Annotated in this window: 15 protein-coding genes; 14 read left to right on the top strand and 1 reads right to left on the bottom strand. The window is 63.1% G+C overall.

The annotated features are described in order from the left end of the window. The first annotated feature begins 80 nt into the window (after positions 1-80). The 13 genes from A4C63_RS02355 to A4C63_RS02295 all read left to right on the top strand — a co-directional run bounded on the left by A4C63_RS02355 (position 81) and on the right by A4C63_RS02295 (position 15981). Positions 81-797 (top strand): SIMPL domain-containing protein, encoded by a 717-nt coding sequence (locus A4C63_RS02355; RefSeq protein ID WP_015269044.1) that lies wholly within the window; start codon positions 81-83, stop codon positions 795-797. 386 nt (positions 798-1183) lie between these two features. Then, positions 1184-2809, top strand: a complete 1626-nt coding sequence (locus tag A4C63_RS02350) for an ABC transporter substrate-binding protein (RefSeq protein WP_063911343.1) — start codon at positions 1184-1186, stop codon at positions 2807-2809. Positions 2810-2955: 146 nt separating this feature from the next. Next, positions 2956-4548, top strand: a complete 1593-nt coding sequence (locus A4C63_RS02345; protein ID WP_063911342.1) for an ABC transporter substrate-binding protein — start codon at positions 2956-2958, stop codon at positions 4546-4548. A 218-nt stretch (positions 4549-4766) separates the two neighbouring features. Next, complete coding sequence (locus A4C63_RS02340; RefSeq protein ID WP_063911341.1) at positions 4767-6146, top strand: OprD family porin; 1380 nt, start codon at positions 4767-4769, stop codon at positions 6144-6146. A gap of 77 nt (positions 6147-6223) precedes the next feature. Then, positions 6224-7834 (top strand): ABC transporter substrate-binding protein, encoded by a 1611-nt coding sequence (locus A4C63_RS02335; protein ID WP_172827466.1) that lies wholly within the window; start codon positions 6224-6226, stop codon positions 7832-7834. Positions 7835-7925: 91 nt separating this feature from the next. Continuing rightward, positions 7926-8936, top strand: coding sequence for an ABC transporter permease subunit (locus A4C63_RS02330; RefSeq protein WP_012316108.1), 1011 nt, complete (start codon positions 7926-7928; stop codon positions 8934-8936). Positions 8937-8946: 10 nt separating this feature from the next. After that, a complete protein-coding gene (locus tag A4C63_RS02325; RefSeq protein ID WP_063911340.1) occupies positions 8947-9873 on the top strand; it encodes an ABC transporter permease subunit in 927 nt (308 codons plus the stop codon). A gap of 10 nt (positions 9874-9883) precedes the next feature. After that, positions 9884-10852, top strand: a complete 969-nt coding sequence (locus A4C63_RS02320; RefSeq protein ID WP_063911339.1) for an ABC transporter ATP-binding protein — start codon at positions 9884-9886, stop codon at positions 10850-10852. After that, a complete protein-coding gene (locus A4C63_RS02315) occupies positions 10852-11820 on the top strand; it encodes a peptide ABC transporter ATP-binding protein (RefSeq protein WP_063911338.1) in 969 nt (322 codons plus the stop codon). Before A4C63_RS02320 ends, A4C63_RS02315 begins: the two co-directional genes overlap by 1 nt. A gap of 374 nt (positions 11821-12194) precedes the next feature. Further along, positions 12195-13004 carry a nuclear transport factor 2 family protein gene (locus tag A4C63_RS02310; protein ID WP_063911337.1) on the top strand — a complete coding sequence of 270 codons (810 nt, stop codon included), beginning with the start codon at positions 12195-12197 and terminating at the stop codon, positions 13002-13004. A 64-nt stretch (positions 13005-13068) separates the two neighbouring features. Then, positions 13069-14475: an FAD-binding oxidoreductase gene (locus A4C63_RS02305; protein ID WP_063911336.1), complete on the top strand. Its 1407-nt coding sequence runs from the start codon at positions 13069-13071 to the stop codon at positions 14473-14475. A gap of 32 nt (positions 14476-14507) precedes the next feature. Next, on the top strand, positions 14508-14849 hold the full coding sequence (locus A4C63_RS02300; protein WP_063911335.1) for a cupin domain-containing protein: 342 nt from the start codon (positions 14508-14510) through the stop codon (positions 14847-14849). 52 nt (positions 14850-14901) lie between these two features. Beyond that, positions 14902-15981 carry a polyamine ABC transporter substrate-binding protein gene (locus A4C63_RS02295; protein ID WP_063911334.1) on the top strand — a complete coding sequence of 360 codons (1080 nt, stop codon included), beginning with the start codon at positions 14902-14904 and terminating at the stop codon, positions 15979-15981. A 133-nt stretch (positions 15982-16114) separates the two neighbouring features. On the opposite strand, the gene A4C63_RS02290 is transcribed toward A4C63_RS02295, so the two are convergent. Beyond that, positions 16115-17698: a peptide chain release factor 3 gene (locus A4C63_RS02290; RefSeq protein WP_003257876.1), complete on the bottom strand. Its 1584-nt coding sequence runs from the start codon at positions 17696-17698 to the stop codon at positions 16115-16117. Between the two features lie 557 nt (positions 17699-18255). Between A4C63_RS02290 and A4C63_RS02285 the strand changes: the two genes are divergently transcribed. Next, positions 18256-18969, top strand: a complete 714-nt coding sequence (locus A4C63_RS02285) for an ABC transporter permease (RefSeq protein ID WP_063911333.1) — start codon at positions 18256-18258, stop codon at positions 18967-18969. Positions 18970-18975 lie beyond the last annotated feature (6 nt).

Below are 18975 nucleotides of genomic sequence, written 5' to 3'. Positions count from 1 at the left end.
ACTACACTGTTGCCGGTCTGATGGGCCATGCGTGGAATGGATGACCAGAACCCACGCCTTATATTGCCAAGGAGTATCACATGCAAATCCCACGTCGCGGCACCGCCCTGATCCTGTCCTGCGGCCTGCTCGCCAGCCTGCCGGCGCTGGCTGCCGATGAGCCGCGTTACAACCAGGTCTCGCTGCGCGCCGAAGTCAGCAAGGAAGTGGCACGCGACCTGATGGTCGTGACCCTGTACAGCGAAGCGCAGAACACCGACCCGGGCAAGCTCGCCAAGCAGATCACCGAAACCATGAACAAGGCCGTACAGCAGTCGCGCCAGGTCAAGGACGTGAAGATCAGCCAGGGCAGCCGCAACAGCTACCCGGTGTATGACAGCAAGGGCCAGAAGATTACCGGCTGGCGCGAGCGTGCCGAGCTGCGCCTGGAAAGCGCCAACTTCCCGGCCCTGTCGCAGCTGACCGCCGACCTGCTGCAAGAGCTGAAAATGGGTGGCATGGACTTCTCCATCGCCCCGGCCACGCGCAAGGCCAGCGAGGATGCACTGCTCAAGGATGCGGTGGATGCCTTCAAGGCGCGCGCGCAGCTGGCTACCGAGGCGCTGGGTGGCAAGGGTTACAAAGTGGTCAGCCTGAACCTCAACAGCAGCGGTTACCCACGCCCGTACCTGCGCAGTGCGCCGATGGCGATGAAGGCCATGGGGGCTGATGAGTCGGCACCGGCGCCGGATATCGAGGCCGGGACCAGTGAAGTGAGCATGAATGCCGATGGCCTGATTGAAGTGCAGATGCCTTAACAGATCCACGAAATACCTGTGGGAGCGGGCGAGCCCGCGAAAAAGACACCGCGGTGGATGGCACGGGCTTCGCCCGTGTTCGCGGGCAAGCCCGCTCCCACAGGGATCGCGTCAAATTCAGGGTTTCAGACCTTTCCTACGCACCAAAAAGGTGCTTCCTACACCTTCCCCCGCCCAGAAACATCCCGTAAAAAGCCATCATTTTGCCCGCGCAAACGTTTAACTTCGCTGAAAGTTATACCAATGCGACATCCATGTACGCTCGTACCACTTTTCTGACGCCAATCATCCGTCCCCATATTGCATTGGGAACGCCCCCTGCATAAGTATCCGCAGGTCGGCTCACGAGGCCACCTCAATCGAAAAATGACAAAAATGAGGCCACCATGCTCAAACACGCAGTCATTCCGTTCCTGCTAGGTGCAGGCTTGCTCTCTGGCGCACCGTCGGCCCTCGCCGCATCGAACCTGGTGTTCTGCTCCGAAGGCAGCCCGGCCGGCTTCGACCCGGGGCAATACACCACAGGGACTGACTTTGACGCCTCGGCCGAGACCGTGTTCAACCGCCTGACCCAGTTCGAACGTGGGGGCACTGCCGTCATCCCGGGTCTGGCAACCAAATGGGAAGTGTCGGATGACGGCAAGATCTACACCTTCCACCTGCGCGAAGGGGTCAAGTTCCACACCACCGACTACTTCAAGCCCACCCGCACCTTCAACGCCGACGACGTGCTGTTCACCTTCAACCGCATGCTCGACAAGGACCACCCGTTCCGCAAGGCCTACCCCACCGAGTTCCCGTACTTCACCGACATGGGCATGGACAAGAACATCGCCAAGCTGGAGAAGCTCGACGAGCACACGGTGAAGTTCACCCTCAACGAAGTCGACGCCGCGTTCATCCAGAACCTGGCCATGAGCTTTGCCTCGATCCAGTCCGCCGAATACGCCGACCAGTTGCTCAAGGACGGCAAGGCCGCCGACATCAACCAGAAACCAATCGGCACCGGCCCGTTCGTGTTCAGCAAGTACCAGAAGGACGCGCAGATCCGCTTCAAGGGCAACAAGGACTATTGGCAACCCGATGACGTGAAGATCGACAACCTGATCTTCGCCATCACCACCGACGCCTCGGTGCGCATGCAGAAGCTGAAGAAGAACGAGTGCCAGGTCACCCTGTTCCCGCGTCCGGCCGACATCCAGCCGCTAAAGCAGGACCCCAAGCTGCAGATGCCTGACCAGGCCGGCTTCAACCTCGGCTACATCGCCTACAACGTGATGGACAAGATCAAGGGCAGCAACGAGGCCAACCCGCTGGCCCAGCTGAAAGTCCGCCAGGCGCTGGACATGGCCGTGGACAAGAAAAAGATCATCGAGTCGGTCTACCAGGGCGCCGGCCAGCTGGCGGTCAACGCCATGCCGCCGACCCAGTGGTCCTATGACGACAGCATCAAGGACGCACCCTTCGACCCTGAGAAAGCCAAGCAGTTGCTCAAGGAAGCCGGCATCAAGGAAGGCACCGAAATCACCCTGTGGGCAATGCCCGTGCAACGCCCGTACAACCCCAATGCCAAGCTGATGGCCGAGATGCTGCAATCCGACTGGGCCAAGGTCGGCATCAAGGCGAAGATCGTCAGCTATGAATGGGGCGAGTACATCAAGCGCTCCAAGGGCGGCGAACAGGGCGCCATGCTGATCGGCTGGAGCGGTGACAACGGTGACCCGGACAACTGGCTGGGCACCCTGTACGGCTGCGATGCCATGAGCGGCAACAACTTCTCCAAGTGGTGCTACAAACCCTACGACGACCTGATCAAGCAGGCCAAGGCCACCTCCGACCAGGCCAAGCGCACCGAGCTGTATCAAAAGGCGCAGCACCTCCTCAAGGAGCAGGTGCCGATCACCCCGATCGCCCACTCCACCGTGTACCAGCCCATGAGCGTCAAGGTGAAGGACTACAAGATCAGCCCGTTCGGCCTGAACTCCTTCTACGGCGTCAGCGTGGACAAATAGCCTAGCTACGGCACCCGCTAAACGGCGGGTGCCCGCCAACCTCGCCACCTCTTCATGTCGTCCCGCCGCTACCCGCAGCGGGGTCGGCGAACTGTTGCCGCCGTTCGTACCCCGAGGCGGCGCAAACAGCCGTAACAGGACTTGCCATGCGCCATACCACCCGCCTTTCCGCCCTGCTGGCCCTGGGCCTGATCAGCCAATCGCCGGCCCTGCTGGCCAACAATCTGGTGTTCTGCTCCGAAGGCAGCCCCGCCGGCTTCGACACCGCCCAGTACACCAGCGCCACCGACAACGACGCCGCCGAACCGATCTACAACCGCCTGGTCGAGTTCGAGCGCGGCGGCACCGCCGTGCACCCTGCCCTGGCGACCCGCTGGCAGGTGTCCGACGATGGCCTGCGCTACACCTTCCACCTGCGCGAAGGGGTGAAGTTCCACAGCAACAAGGCCTTTACGCCGAGCCGCGACTTCAACGCCGACGATGTGCTGTTCACCTTCAACCGCATGCTCGACAAGAACCACCCGTTCCGCCAGGCCTACCCGACCGAGTTCCCCTATTTCATCAGCATGGGCCTGGACAAGAACATCGCCCGTGTCGAGAAAGCCGATCCACTGACCGTGGTCTTCACCCTGAACAGCGTCGATGCCGCGTTCATCCAGAACCTGGCCATGAGCTTCGCTTCCATCCTCTCCGCCGAATACGCTGAACAGCTGATGGCCAGCGGGCGCCCCAGCGACATCAACCAGCAACCGATCGGCACCGGGCCGTTCGTGTTCCAGCGTTATCAAAAGGATTCGCAGATCCGCTACAAGGGCAACACGGCCTATTGGGCACCACAGGAGGTGAAGATCGACAACTTGGTGTTCTCGATCAACATCGACCCTTCGGTGCGCATCCAGAAGCTGCGCCGCAACGAATGCCAGGTCACCCTGCACCCGCGCCCCGCCGACCTGCCGGCGCTCAAGGCCGACAGCAAACTGCAGGTGCTGCAGCAGCCGGGTTTCAACCTCGGCTATATCGCCTACAACACCCAGCATCCACCGTTCGACCGCCTGGAAGTGCGCCAGGCGATGGACATGGCGGTGAACAAGCAGGCGATCATCCAGGCCGTGTACCAGGACTCCGGCCAGTTGGCAGTCAACGCCATGCCGCCGACCCAGTGGTCCTATGACGACAGCCTCAAGGACGCGCCCTTCGACCCGGAAAAGGCCAAGCAGCTACTGCAACAGGCCGGGGTCAAGCCGGGCACCGAGATCACCCTGTGGGCCATGCCGGTGCAGCGCCCGTACAACCCCAACGCCAAGCTGATGGCGGAAATGCTCCAGGCCGACTGGAGCAAGCTCGGCTTCAAGGTGCGCATTGTCAGCTACGAATGGGGCGAGTACCTCAAACGCATGAAAAGCGGCGAGCACGATATCGCCCTGATCGGCTGGACCGGGGACAACGGCGACCCGGACAACTGGCTGGGCACCCTCTACAACTGCGATGCCATCGGCAGCAACAACTACTCGCTGTGGTGCGACCCGCAGTACGACAGCCTGGTCAAGCAGGCCAAGCAAGTCACCGACCGCGCGCAGCGCACTGCCCTGTACCAGCAGGCCCAGCAGCGGCTCAAGCAACAGGTGCCGATTACCCCGGTGGCGCACTCCACGGTCAACCAACCGCTCAGCGTCAAGGTTTCCGAGTTCAAAGTCAGCCCGTTCGGGCGCAATGATTTTTCCGGTGTGAGTGTTGATTAAGCGTTAGCCGGTACCGGCCTCTTCGCGGGCTTGCCCGCTCCCACAGGATCTCCTCAGGTTCACGACGCCTGTGGGAGCGGGCGCGCCCGCGAAGAGGCCGGCACAGCCAACACAACTCCCCGATTTGGCCCGGCGACCCCGGGCAACCCTGGCAACACCGCAGCAATCACCCGGCCCACAAGGCCGGCAATAACTAGAAAAGAAAGGGAGCTTTAACCTTGAGAGTATTCACCTTGACCGCACTGGCCTTATCCATCAGTGCCTTATCCACCGTGGCCCAGGCCGACCCGCAAAGCCAGGACTACATCCCCATTACCCTCAAAGGCAGCAGCGAGCAGGAGCAGGCCAGCGGCTTCATCGATGGCCAGAGCCTGTCCGGCAGCACCCGCAACTGGTACGCCCGCGAACGCGCCGCACGCGCCCCGCTGTGGAAGTACTACAAGAGCGACGGCACCCGCCACGACACCCACAGCCGCGAGAACTGGGTGCAGGGCACCATCCTCAACTACAGCTCCGGCTTCACCCAGGGCACCGTCGGTTTCGCCGTCGAAGCCGCCGGCTACAACGCCATCGCCCTGCAGCAGAGCCGCGAAGCCGTCGCCGGCCCCAACAACCGCACCCTGACCCACAGCGACGGCGACCCGATCGGCCAGTGGAGCAAGATGGGCCTGGCCAACGTCAAGGCGCGCGTATCCAACACCACCCTCACCGTCGGCCGCCAGTCGGTGGACACACCGATGATCGCCTACATTGGTAACCGCGCCCTGCCGTCGAGCTTCCAGGGCGCGTTCCTGCACAGTGCCGAATTCGACAACCTGAGCTTCGACCTGGGCACCTTCGACCGCGTCTCACCGCGTACCGAACAGAGCCTCAGCAAGTTCCGCAGCGAATACAGTGCCACCGGCGTGGAAACCGACCGCGCCAGCACCGCCGGTATCAACTATCAGCCGTTCAAGAGCCTGAGCACCAGCCTGTACGCCACCAAGGTCGACGACTTCTGGAACCAGTACTACTTCGGCGCCAACCACGTGCTCGGCGACAGTGCTGTACTCAGCCTGAGCACCGGCCTGAACTACTACAAGACCGTCGACGCCGGCAGCAAGAAAATGGGCGAGATCGACAACGACACCTACAGCCTGTCGCTCGGCCTGACCCACCAGGCCCACACCCTCAGCGCCTCCTGGCAGCAGGTCAACGGTAACGAGTACTTCGACTACCTGCACGAAACCAACGGCATCTACCTGGCCAACTCGCTGCTGTCGGACTTCAACGGCCCCAACGAGAAATCGCTGCAGATCTCCTACGTGCTGAACATGGCGCCGTACGGCGTGCCGGGCCTGAAGTTCAACCTGTACAACGCCCGCGGCTGGGGCATCGACGGTACCCATTACCGCGGCACCGCCTACGACGTGAATGGCCTGGATGGCGAAACCCACTACGAGTGGGGCATCGGCACCAGCTACGCGGTGCAGAGCGGGCCCCTGAAAGACACCAGCATCCGCGCCACCTACACCGCGCACCGCGCCAGCAAGGCCCAGGGCGATGGCAGCCTGGATGAGTTCCGGGTGGTGACCACCATTCCATTCAACATTCTCTGACGGCCGGCGCCACGGCCCGCTTCGTTGCGGGCCGTGGCGGCTACGCTGGAATCAATGCAAGCAGGGAGTTTCAACCCATGCAGAAAGCTTTCATGAAATCGCTGCCGCTGCGCCTAGCCCTGGCAGCGCTGGTCCTGGGCAGCGCCACGCAACTGGCGGCCAAACCGCTGGTGGTGTGCACCGAAGCCAGCCCTGAAGGGTTCGACATCGTCCAGTACACCACTGCGGTTACCGCCGATGCCTCGGCCGAGACGGTATTCAACCGCCTGGTCGACTTCAAGCCCGGTACCACCGAAGTCCAGCCGGCCTTGGCCGAGCGCTGGGACATTTCAGCAGACGGCCTGACCTACACCTTCCACCTGCGCCAGGGCGTGAAGTTCCACACTACCGACTACTTCAAGCCCACCCGCGACTTCAACGCCGATGACGTCCTGTGGAGCCTCAATCGCCAGCTCGATCCGAACCATCCATGGCATGACAAGACCAGCGTCGGGTACCCGTACTTCGAGAGCATGGGCTTCAAGGACCTGCTCAAGTCGGTCAGCAAAGCCGACGAGCACACCGTGGTGATTACCCTTAACCGACCGGAAGCGCCATTCCTGCGCGACATGGCCATGGGCTTCACCTCGATCTACTCCGCCGAGTACGGCGACCAGCTGCTCAAGGCCGGCAAGGCTGCCGAGTTGAACAGCAAGCCAATCGGCACCGGCCCGTTCATCTTCCAGCGTTACAACAAGGATGCCCAGGTTCGCTTCAAGCCCAACCCGGACTATTTCCGCGGCAAGCCGCCTGCCGATGCGCTGGTCTTCGCTATCGCTACCGACAGCAACGTGCGCCTGCAGAAACTGCGCGCCAACGAATGCCAGGTGGCACTCTATCCCAAGCCCGATGATGTACCGTCGATCAAGCAGGACCCGAAACTCAAGGTCGAGGAGATCGAGGCCTTGGTCACCGGTTACATCTCGATGAACACCGAACACAAATACCTGAGCGACGTTCGCGTGCGCAAAGCCATCAACATGGCCTTCGACCGCCAGACCCATGTCGACCAATTGTTCGGCAAAGGCAATGCACTGGTCGGCGTGAATCCGTACCCGCCGACCATGATCGGCTACAACAACGAGAACAGAAACCCGCCCCGCGACCTGGCCAAGGCGCGCGATCTGCTCAAGCAGGCGGGCGTGCCCGAAGGTACGGTAATCACCCTGTTCACGCGCAACGGCGGCGGCCCGACCAACCCCAACCCGCGTTTGTCTGCCGAGATGCTGCAGGCCGACCTCAAACAGATCGGCCTGAAGCTGGACATCCGCGTGATGGAGTGGGCCGAAATGCTGCGCCGGGCCAAGAAAGGCGAGGCCGACCTGGTGTCCACCGGCTGGGCCGGCGACAACGGCGACCCGGACAACTTCCTCAGCCCGCTGCTCAGTTGCGATGCTGCCAAAAGCGGCGAGAACTATGCGCGCTGGTGCAACCCTAAGTTCCAGGAGTTGATCAGCCGCGCCCGCGAAGTGATCGACAACGACGAGCGTGCAAGGCTCTATAACGAGGCATTGAAAGTGTACGATGACGACCAACCCTGGATCAGCATGGCCCATCCAAAGATGTTCACCGCCATGCGTGACAACGTGGAGGGCTACGTGATCAACCCTCTGACCAACAACAACTTCGCCACCACCAAGGTGAAGTAGAACAACAACGACCGCCGGCAACCCACACGGGAACCGGCGGCACCACCGTAGCGGGCTGATCGCCCCACGGCCTGATGAGGTAACCCCGACAATGTTGAGCTTTATTGCCCGGCGCCTTGGCCTGCTGATACCGACCTTTTTCGGTATCACCTTGCTGACCTTCGCGCTCATACGCCTGATCCCCGGCGACCCGGTGGAAGTGATGATGGGCGAGCGCAGGGTCGACCCCGAAATGCATGCCCAGGCCATGGAGCGCCTGGGCCTGAACAAGCCGCTGCCGGTCCAGTACCTGGACTACGTCGGCAAGCTGGCCCAGGGTGACCTCGGTGAATCGCTGCGCACCCGCGAGAGCGTGTGGAGCGAGTTCCTCACCCTGTTCCCGGCCACCCTCGAACTGGCCTTCGCCGCCCTGCTGTTCGCCGGCATCGTCGGCCTGCTGGCCGGGGTGATCGCGGCGCTCAAGCGCGGTTCGCTGTTCGACCACGGGGTGATGGGCATTTCTCTGGCAGGTTACTCGATGCCGATCTTCTGGTGGGGCCTGATCCTGATCATGTTCTTCTCGGTAAGCCTGGGCTGGACCCCGGTATCCGGGCGCATCGACCTGCTCTACGACATCGAGCCGAAGACCGGCTTCATGCTCATCGACACCCTGCTCAGCGACGAGGAAGGCGCGTTCAAGGACGCGGTGATGCACCTGATCCTGCCGGCCATCGTGCTCGGCACCATCCCGCTGGCGGTGATTGCCCGCATGACCCGCTCGTCGATGCTCGAAGTGTTGCGCGAGGACTACATCCGCACCGCCCGCGCCAAAGGCCTGTCACCGGCCCGCGTGGTGTTCGTGCACGGCCTGCGCAACGCGCTGATCCCGGTACTGACCGTGTTCGGCCTGCAGGTCGGCACGTTGCTGGCCGGTGCAGTGCTGACCGAAACCATCTTTTCCTGGCCGGGCATCGGCAAGTGGCTGATCGAAGCCATCGGTGCCCGTGACTACCCCGTGGTCCAGAACGGCATCCTGTTGATCGCCTGCCTGGTGATCCTGGTCAACTTCGTGGTGGATATCCTCTACGGCCTGGCCAACCCACGCATCCGTCATCAGCGCTGAGGCCCTCGCCATGACTAGCCCGATTCCGAAATCCGTCACGCCGGCCAGCCCGGTGGACCAGAGCCTGCTCTACCCCTCGCCGTACAAAGAATTCTGGCAAGCCTTCGCGCGCAACAAAGGCGCGGTGATGGGCCTGGCCTTCATGTGCCTGGTGGTGTTCTGCGCGCTGTTCGCGCCGTGGGTCGCCCCGCACGACCCCAGCGAGCAGTACCGCGACTTCCTGCTGACCCCGCCGGTGTGGCTCGAAGGCGGCAGCTGGCAGTTCATCCTCGGCACCGACGAGCTGGGCCGCGACCTGCTTTCGCGGCTGATCCAGGGCGCGCGGCTGTCGCTGCTGATCGGCCTGTCGTCGGTGGTGATGTCGCTGATCCCGGGCATCCTGCTCGGCCTGCTGGCCGGTTTCTTCCCGCAACTGCTCGGCCCGTCGATCATGCGCCTGATGGACGTGATGCTGGCGCTGCCCTCGCTGCTGCTGGCGGTGGCCATCGTCGCCATCCTCGGCCCAGGCCTGATCAACACCGTGATCGCCATCGCCATCGTGTCGTTGCCATCCTACGTGCGCCTGACCCGCGCCGCAGTGATGGGCGAGCTGAACCGTGACTACGTCACCGCCGCACGCCTGGCCGGTGCCGGGCTGCCACGGCTGATGTTCGTCACCGTGCTGCCCAACTGCATGGCACCGCTGATCGTGCAGGCCACCCTCAGCTTCTCCTCGGCCATTCTCGACGCCGCCGCCCTGGGCTTCCTCGGCCTTGGCGTGCAGCCGCCGACCCCGGAGTGGGGCACCATGCTGGCTTCGGCCCGGGACTACATCGAGCGCGCCTGGTGGGTAGTGAGCCTGCCCGGCCTGACCATTCTGCTCAGTGTGCTGGCAATCAACCTGATGGGCGACGGCCTGCGCGATGCGCTGGACCCGAAACTCAAGAACGCCGCCTGAGGAGAACGCCATGTCACTGTTGCAGATCAACAACCTGAACGTGCGCTTCGGCGACGCCAATGCGGTACCGGTGGTCGATGGCCTGGACCTGACGGTGGAGGCCGGCGAGATCCTGGCCATCGTCGGCGAATCCGGCTCCGGCAAGTCCGTGACCATGATGGCCCTGATGGGCCTGATCGATGCCCCAGGGCGCATCACTGCCGACGCGCTCACCTTCGACGGCACCGACATGCTCAAGCTCAGCGGCCGCCAGCGGCGCAAGGTGGTGGGCAAGGACATCGCCATGGTCTTCCAGGACCCGATGACTGCGCTCAACCCCAGCTACACCGTGGGTTACCAGATCGAGGAAGTGCTGCGCCAGCACCTGGGCCTGAAGGGCAAGGCCGCGCGCCAGCGTGCCCTGGAGCTGCTGAAAAAGGTCGAGATCCCGGCTGCCGAAAGCCGCCTGGACGCCTACCCGCACCAACTTTCCGGCGGCATGAGCCAGCGCGTGGCGATTGCCATGGCGATTGCCGGCGAACCCAAGCTGCTGATCGCCGACGAACCCACCACTGCACTGGACGTGACCATCCAGGCGCAGATCATGGAGCTGCTGGTCAACCTGCAGAAGGAGCGCAACATGGCGCTCATCCTGATCACCCACGACCTCGCCGTGGTCGCCGAAACGGCCAGGCGGGTGTGCGTGATGTACGCCGGCCAGGCCGTGGAAGTGGGCCAGGTGCCGGAGCTGTTCGACGTGCCCGCCCACCCCTACAGCGAAGCACTGCTGGCGGCGATCCCCGAGCACAGCATCGGCGCCGAGCGCCTGGCCACCCTGCCCGGTATCGTCCCAGGCCGCTACGACCGCCCCGAGGGTTGCCTGCTGTCACCGCGCTGCCCGTACGTGCAGGACAACTGCCGGCGCCAGCGCCCGCCCCTCGATCCCCAGGCCCATGGCCTGGTGCGTTGCTTCTACCCGCTGAACCAGGAGGTGGCGTGATGGCCGTCGTTCTATCCGCCCGGGAGCTGACCCGGCATTACGAAGTCTCCCGCGGGCTGTTCAAGGGCCACGCCCTGGTCCGCGCGCTGAATGGCGTGTCGTTCGAACTGGAGGCCGGCAAGACCCTGGCCGTGGTCGGCGAGTCCGGCTGCGGCAAGTCGACCCTGGCCCGCGCCTTGACCCTGATCGAAGAGCCGTCGTCCGGCTCGCTGCAAATCGCCGGCACCGAAGTGAAAGGCGCCAGTAAAGCTGAACGAAAGCAGTTGCGCCGCGACGTGCAGATGGTGTTCCAGAGCCCCTACGCCTCGCTCAACCCACGGCAGAAGATTGGTGACCAGCTGGCCGAGCCGCTGCTGATCAACACCTCGCTGAGCAAGGCCGAGCGGCGTGAAAAGGTGCAGAAGATGATGGAACAGGTCGGCCTGCGCCCCGAGCATTACCAGCGCTACCCGCACATGTTCTCCGGTGGCCAGCGCCAGCGTATCGCCCTGGCGCGGGCGATGATGCTGCAGCCCAAGGTGCTGGTGGCGGACGAGCCGACCTCGGCGCTGGATGTGTCGATCCAGGCCCAGGTGCTGAACCTGTTCATGGATTTGCAGAAGGAATTCAACACTGCCTATGTGTTCATCTCGCACAACCTGGCGGTGGTGCGGCATGTGGCGGACCAGGTGCTGGTGATGTACCTGGGGCGGCCGGCGGAGATGGGGCCGAAAGAAGATATCTACGAAAGGCCGCTGCACCCGTATACCCAGGCGCTGCTGTCGGCGACGCCGGCGATTCACCCGGACCCGTTGAAGCCGAAGATCCGTATTGCCGGGGAGCTGCCCAACCCGCTGAACCCGCCGGATGGCTGTGCGTTTCACAAGCGTTGCCCGTATGCGACCGAGCGTTGTGCCAAGGAGGTGCCGGCGCTCAGGCAGGTGAGTACGCGGCAGGTGGCTTGTCATTATGCCGAGCAGTTCCTCTAGCCTTTAGTTAGTCGGGGCTGCTTTGCAGCCCATCGCGACACAAGGCCGCTCCCACAAGGAGGATCGCAATCCCCTGTGGGAGCGGCCTTGTGTCGCGAAAGGGCCGCAAAGCGGCCCCGGGGATCTCAATGCATGAAGAACCAGATCAGGATAATCACCGGAATCGGCACCCCAATCATCCAGAGCAGTATCGAGCGCATGGCCTTTCTCCTTGTTCGATGTTGAACAGACCGGTGCACTCGCCATGCCATCCCTGTCAAAAAATCACACTCAACCGAATCAACGGCTTACTCCCCAAGCCGCTTGGCGAAACCGTGCAATATGCCGGATCCACACCCTTGCAGCTGGGTGTTCTGCAATGCACTATCAGGCTCATGACCGCCCACACCCTCCCTGACGGCCCCGAGCAGACCCCGCTTACCGCCGACACCGTGCTGCGCTACCACCTGTGCTGGAAGCACCGCGATCTCGACGGCGTCATTGCGCTCTACCACCCCGATATCCAGTACCACGACTTCTTCCAGAACCGCGTGCTCGGCTACCAGGAACTGCGTGACTACGTGCGCGCCTGCCTGCCCCACGAAGCCGGCGAAGACATCGTCCACATCGACCGCATCCGCGTCGACGGCTGCACCGCGTTCATCCAGTATCAGGTCACGGTTCAGGGCGGCGATGGCCTGGTAGCGTTCCAGTCCAGCGAGGCGATCACCGTCAAGGACGGCCTGATCTGGCAGGTCAACGAATACGCAACCCTGGTCCGCCAGAACGGCAGCGGCCACGCCAGCAACGGCCCGCGCCCGGCCACCAGCCGCCTGGGCCTGTCACCCCGACAACTGTCGACCATGGCCCAGGACCTGGAACACTACTTCCAGCGCCAGCGCCCCTACCTGGACCCGGAGCTGGACCTGCAGCAGGTGGCCGACGCCAGCGGTTACAGCCGCAATCAGATCTCCTACCTGCTCAACCAGGTGCTCGGGCAAAGCTTCTACCGCTACGTCAACCAGGCCCGCCTGCAGCACCTGATGGCCAGCCTCGATGACGACAGCGTCGAGGCGACGATCGACGAGCTGGCGTTCAATGCCGGCTTCAACTCGCTGTCGGCGTTCTACAAGTGTTTCCGCGAACACACCGGGCTTACGCCCAAGGCGTACCTGAAGCAAATTTCCCTGCGTGCACGCACGTAGGACAGCCGCCCGCCGACACCACTAGGATCGCCCACAGACCTTGACGGATGTGGAGCCGAACTCGATGCAACCCCTGCGCACGCTCAGCCTGTGGATGGACCAGCTCGACGAGCCATTGGGCGCCCGCCCGGCCCTGCGCGAGGACCTGGACGCGGACGTGTGCATCATCGGCGCTGGCTACACCGGCCTGTGGACCGCCTACTACCTCAAGCGCCAGGCGCCACAGCTGAACATCGCGGTCATCGACGCCAACATCGCCGGCTTTGGCGCCTCGGGGCGCAACGGCGGCTGGCTGATGGGCAACCTGCTCGGCGAAGACCGCCTGCTCGCGGCCCTGTCGCCGCAACAGCGCCGCGCCAGCATCGACTTGCTGCACGCTATCCCCGATGAAGTAAACGGCGTGCTGCAACATGAAGGCATCGACTGCGACTACCGCAAAGGCGGCGTGCTGTACTGCGCCGCGCGCTACCCGGAACAGGAGCGCAGCCTGCGCGCCTACCTCGACGATCTTTATCGCCAAGGAATGACCGAAGACGACTACCGCTGGCTGCGCCCCGAACAGTTTGATGCTCAGTTGCGGGTCAGCAACGCCTATGGCGCCATCTACAGCCCGCACACCGCAACTATCCAACCCGCCAAGCTGGCGCGTGGCCTGGCCCGAGCGGTAGAAGCGCTGGGCGTACCCATCTACGAAAACACCCCGGCCATCGACTGGCAGCCCGGTGAGGTGCGTACCCCGTTGGCGCGCATTCGCTGCCAATGGATGGTACCCGCCGTGGAGGGCTACGCCGCCAGCCTGCCGCCACTGGGCAAACATCAGCTGCCGGTACAGAGCCTGTTGGTGGCCACCGAGCCATTGCCGGAGGCCACCTGGGAACAGATCGGCCTGAACCAGGGCCAGGCGTTCAGCGAAAGCAGCCGCCAGGTCACCTATGGCCAGCGCACCGCCGACAACCGCCTGGTATTCGGCGCCCGTGGCGGCTACCGCTTCGGTGGCCGCCTGCGCGAAAACTTCAACCTCACTGAACAGGAAATCGAGCTGCGCCGCTATCTGTTCAGCGAACTGTTCCCGCAGCTGAAGCACGTGCGCATCACCCATTCGTGGGGCGGCAACCTGGGCATGGCGCGGCGCTTCCGCCCGCACATGCTCTGCGACCGCCAGCGCGGCATCGCCCTGGCCGGCGGCTACGGCGGCGAAGGTGTCGGCGCCAGCAACCTGGGCGGGCGCACCCTGGCGGCGCTGATCCTCAACCAGCACAACGAACTGACCGCGCAACCCTGGGTGCTCGACAACCGCCCGCTTTCAAGCCTGGCCAGCTGGCCACCCGAGCCCTGCCGCTGGCTGGGCTACAACGCAATCATCCAGAGTTTCGTCCACGAGGACCGGACCCTCGCCAATCCCGCCTGCGCGTCGTGGCGGCGACGCCTGGCCAGCAGTCTTGCGGACTTCATGGAAGGTTTCATGCACTGACTTCCCTTTCCCCGACACAGGATTCACCGGTCATGAACATCACCCAGTTCAAGAACAGCGACAGCGCCGTGCTCGATAGCTCCAACCCCGTTGCGGTACCACTCGGCGAGCCCGTGGCGGTGACCTCGGTCACCTGCGTGGAACGCAGCGACGGCGTCGAAACCGGCATCTGGGAGTGCACCCCCGGGCGCTGGCGGCGGCAGATCGTGCAGCAGGAGTTCTGCCATTTCATCAAGGGCCGCTGCACCTTCACCCCCGACGGTGGCAAGCCGCTGCTCATAGAAGCCGGAGACGCACTGATGCTACCGGCCAACAGCACCGGCACCTGGGACATCCAGGAGACCGTGCGCAAGACCTACGTCCTTATTTTCTGATCCGCTGATCGCCTGCCTTCGACAACAACAGACAAAGCAAGGTAACCCCGACATGCGCACGCTCCTTCTCGCCCCCCTGATGCTGGCCGCCAGCGTGGCCGGCGCCGCCGAAACGGTGAAGATCTACAACTGGTCCAGCTACGTCGCCCCCGACACACTGAAGAACTTCCAGCAAGCCAGCGGTATCGTGCCCACCTACGATGTTTACGACAGCAACGAAACCCTCGACGGCAAGCTGATGACCGGCAACTCCGGCTACGATGTGGTGTTTCCGTCCAACCATTTCATGGCCCGGCAGATCCAGGGCAAGGCCCTCAAGCGCCTGGACAAGTCGCAACTGCCCAACTGGCACAACCTCAACCCGGTGCTGCTCAAGGCGCTGGAGGTGAACGACCCGGGCAACCAGTACGGCTTCCCCTACCTGTGGGGCAGCACCGGTATCGGCTACAACATCGACAAGGTCAAGGCGGTGCTCGGGAACAACGCGCCACTGGACTCGTGGGACCTGATCTTCAAGCCCGAGTACATGAGCAAACTGAAAAGCTGCGGCGTCGCCGTGCTGGACAACGGCCCCGAACTGTTGCCGATCGCCCTGCACTACCTGGGCCTGCCGCACCACAGCCAGAACCCGGCGGACTACGACAAGGCCAAGGCGCTGTTGATGCAGGTGCGGCCGTACATCAGCTACTTCCACTCATCGAAGTACACCGGCGACCTGGCCAATGGCGATATCTGCGTGGTGGTGGGTTTCTCGGGGGATGTGCTGCAGGCGAAGAATCGCGCTGAAGAGGCGAAAAACGGAGTGAAGGTGGGGTACTCGATCCCGAAGGAAGGCGCGCCGATGTGGTTCGACATGGTCGCCATGCCGGCCGATGCACCGGATGAAAAGGCCGGGTACGCCTACATGAACTACCTGCTGCAGCCGGAGGTGATGGCCAACATCAGCAACCATGTGCAGTACGCCAACGGCAACCTCGAGGCGGACGGGCTGGTGGAGCCAGCGATGAAGGGCAACACGATGGTTTACCCGAGCGAGGAAGTGATGGGCAAGCTGTATGCGCTGGAGGCAATGCCGGCGAAGATCGACCGTATCAGAACCCGGATCTGGACCAGTATCAAGGCCGGGAATTAATTTCGGTCTTAACACGGTCCCTGTGGGAGCGGGTTCATCGGAGCGCCGAACCGCCGCGAATGCGTCGGTGAATTCAATATCGCATTCGCGGGTGAACCCGCTCCCACAGGGTCAGTTGGCAGGCTCTCGAAAATCAGTGGTGCTCGCGGGTAGCGCGGAACTTGATGTCCGGCCAGCGCTCTTCCATCAGCGACAGATTGACCCGGGTCGGTGCCAAGTAGGTCAGGTGCCCGCCACCGTCGATGGCCAGGTTTTCCATGGCCTTGTTCTGGAATTCCTCGAGCTTCTTCTTGTCGTCGCAGCCGATCCAGCGCGCCGACCATACGGTGATTGGCTCGTAGGCGCACTCGACCTTGTACTCTTCCTTCAGGCGGCTGGCGACCACGTCGAACTGCAGCACACCGACCGCACCGAGGATGATGTCGTTGCTGCGCTCCGGGAAGAACACCTGGGTCGCGCCCTCTTCGGCCAGCTGCTGCAGGCCCTGACGCAGCTGCTTGGATTTCAGCGGGTCCTTCAGGCGTACGCGGCGGAACAGTTCCGGGGCGAAGTGCGGGATGCCGGTGAAGCCCAGCGCCTCGCCTTCGGTGAAGGTGTCGCCGATCTGGATGGTGCCGTGGTTGTGCAGGCCGATGATGTCGCCCGCATAGGCCTCTTCCAGTTGCTCACGCTCGGAGGAGAAGAAGGTCAGCGCATCGCCGATACGCAGGTCCTTGTTGATCCGCACGTGGCGCATCTTCATGCCCTTCTCGTACTTGCCCGAGCAAATGCGCATGAAGGCGATACGGTCGCGGTGTTTCGGGTCCATGTTCGCCTGGATCTTGAACACGAAACCGGTGAACTTCTCTTCCACAGGCTCGACGGTGCGCTCGTGGGCAACACGGCCCAGCGGGCGCGGTGCCCAGTCGACGACTGCGTCGAGCACGTGGTCGACACCGAAGTTGCCCAACGCAGTACCGAAGAACACCGGGGTCAGCTGACCGTTGATGAACTCTTCCTGGTTGAACTCGTGGCAGGCACCCTGCACCAGCTCCAGCTGCTCGACGAACGAGTCGTACTGGTCGCCCAGGTGGGCGCGGGCCTCGTCGGAGTCCAGCTTCTGGATGATCTTGGCTTCGGTGCGCTCGTGGCCGTGGCCCGGGGTGTACACCACGATGTAGTCACCGGTCAGGTGGTACACGCCCTTGAAGTCGCGGTAGCAACCGATCGGCCAGGTGATCGGCGCGGCCTTGATCTTCAGTACCGCTTCGATCTCGTCCAGCAGTTCGATCGGGTCGCGGATGTCACGGTCGAGTTTGTTGATGAAGCTTACGATCGGCGTATCGCGCAGGCGGCACACGTCCATCAGGGCGATGGTACGTGGCTCTACACCTTTACCGCCGTCGAGCACCATCAGCGCCGAGTCCACCGCGGTCAGGGTGCGGTAGGTATCTTCCGAGAAGTCTTCGTGGCCTGGGGTGTCGAGCAGGTTGATCATGTGCTCGCGGTACGGGAACTGCATCACCGAGGTGGTGATGGAGATGCCGCGCTGCTTCTCCATTTCCATCCAGTCGGAAGTGGCGTGGCGGTCGGACTTGCGCGACTTCACGGTACCGGCGACGGCAATGGCCTTGCCCATCAGCAGCAGCTTCTCGGTGATGGTGGTCTTACCGGCGTCGGGGTGGGAAATGATTGCGAAAGTGCGGCGCTTCGCGACTTCGGCGGCCTGGTTGGTCATGGGAAATCGCCTGACTGGGGGATTTAAAAGGGGCGATATCATACCTGAAGTTGGGCCGGGACCAAAACCTGAGGAATGAGTGGTGCTGTGCCGGCCTCTTCGCGGGTAAACCCGCTCCCACAGGGACTGCACAGCGTCCAGGTGCGGTGCAGTCCCTGTGGGAGCGGGTTTACCCGCGAAAGGGCCGGCTCAGGCAAAGCCGATTCCACAGGCAATAGCTTTATCACGATAAATGGCCACAGGTCAGTTATTTCAACGCTTGTAGCGAATTAATACGCTGTTTTTTCTCGCCATATTTCGATACGCCCAGTGATTAGCACTGGCCAAAAGCCGCCCCAGATGGGAACCTTTACGCCCACGGAGACGTCCACTCCCCTGCAACCCGCTTCGGTTGGGGAGCTGTTTTCATCAGCATTTTCGGGCCCGACGGGGTTCGGCTCATGGCCTGATCGCAGCCTTCGGCGTGCGTCATGCTGCTACTCGCGAACACACCACCCGCCGCCAGGACTGGCCGGCAACCAAGAAGTGTGCTCGCCGACTACACAAGGAGTCCGCCTGTGGCAAAACGCTACGGAAAAGGGCTGTTGGGATGGGCCGCCGTGCTCGTCATCCTGGCCCTGCTGGTCCACTGGATCGGCATCGACACGATCACGCGTTATCGCGACGATCTTGGGTTCTACCTGCAAGCGCACCTGGTCCTGGTGCTGGCTTCGATGGCGGCGGCGTTGGCCGTGGGCATCCCCGCCGGCATTGCGTTAAGTCGACCGCAGCGGGTCGACAAAGCCGAGCGCTTCATGCAGTTGTTCAACGTTGGCAACACCATCCCTCCCCTGGCCGTTCTGGCCATCGCCCTGAGTATCCTGGGCATCGGCGCCGGGCCTGCAATCTTCGCCCTGTTCCTCGCCTCCCTCCTGCCCATCGTGCGCAACACCTACGAGGGCCTGAAAAACGTCCCCGCCTCGCTCAAGGAAGCCGCCACCGGCATCGGCATGACCCCGCGCCAGCAACTGTGGCAGGTGGAGTTGCCCAACGCCGTGCCGATCATCGTCGGCGGCGTGCGCGTGGCCCTGGCGCTGAACGTGGGCACCGCACCGCTGGCCTTCCTGATCGGCGCCAACAGCCTGGGCAGCCTGATCTTCCCCGGCATCGCCCTGAACAACCAGCCACAGCTGCTGCTGGGTGCCGCCTGCACCGCACTGCTGGCGCTGGTGCTGGACGCGGCAGTGAGTTTCTCCAGCAAGCGCTGGCTGGAACGTGGCCTGGCTGGATAACAAGAG

The sequence above is a fragment of the Pseudomonas sp. p21 genome, assembly GCF_001642705.1.
Taxonomy (GTDB): Bacteria; Pseudomonadota; Gammaproteobacteria; order Pseudomonadales; family Pseudomonadaceae; genus Aquipseudomonas.
The sequence above is the reverse complement of the archived record's forward strand: the minus strand, read 5'-3'. Positions and strand labels throughout refer to the sequence as shown.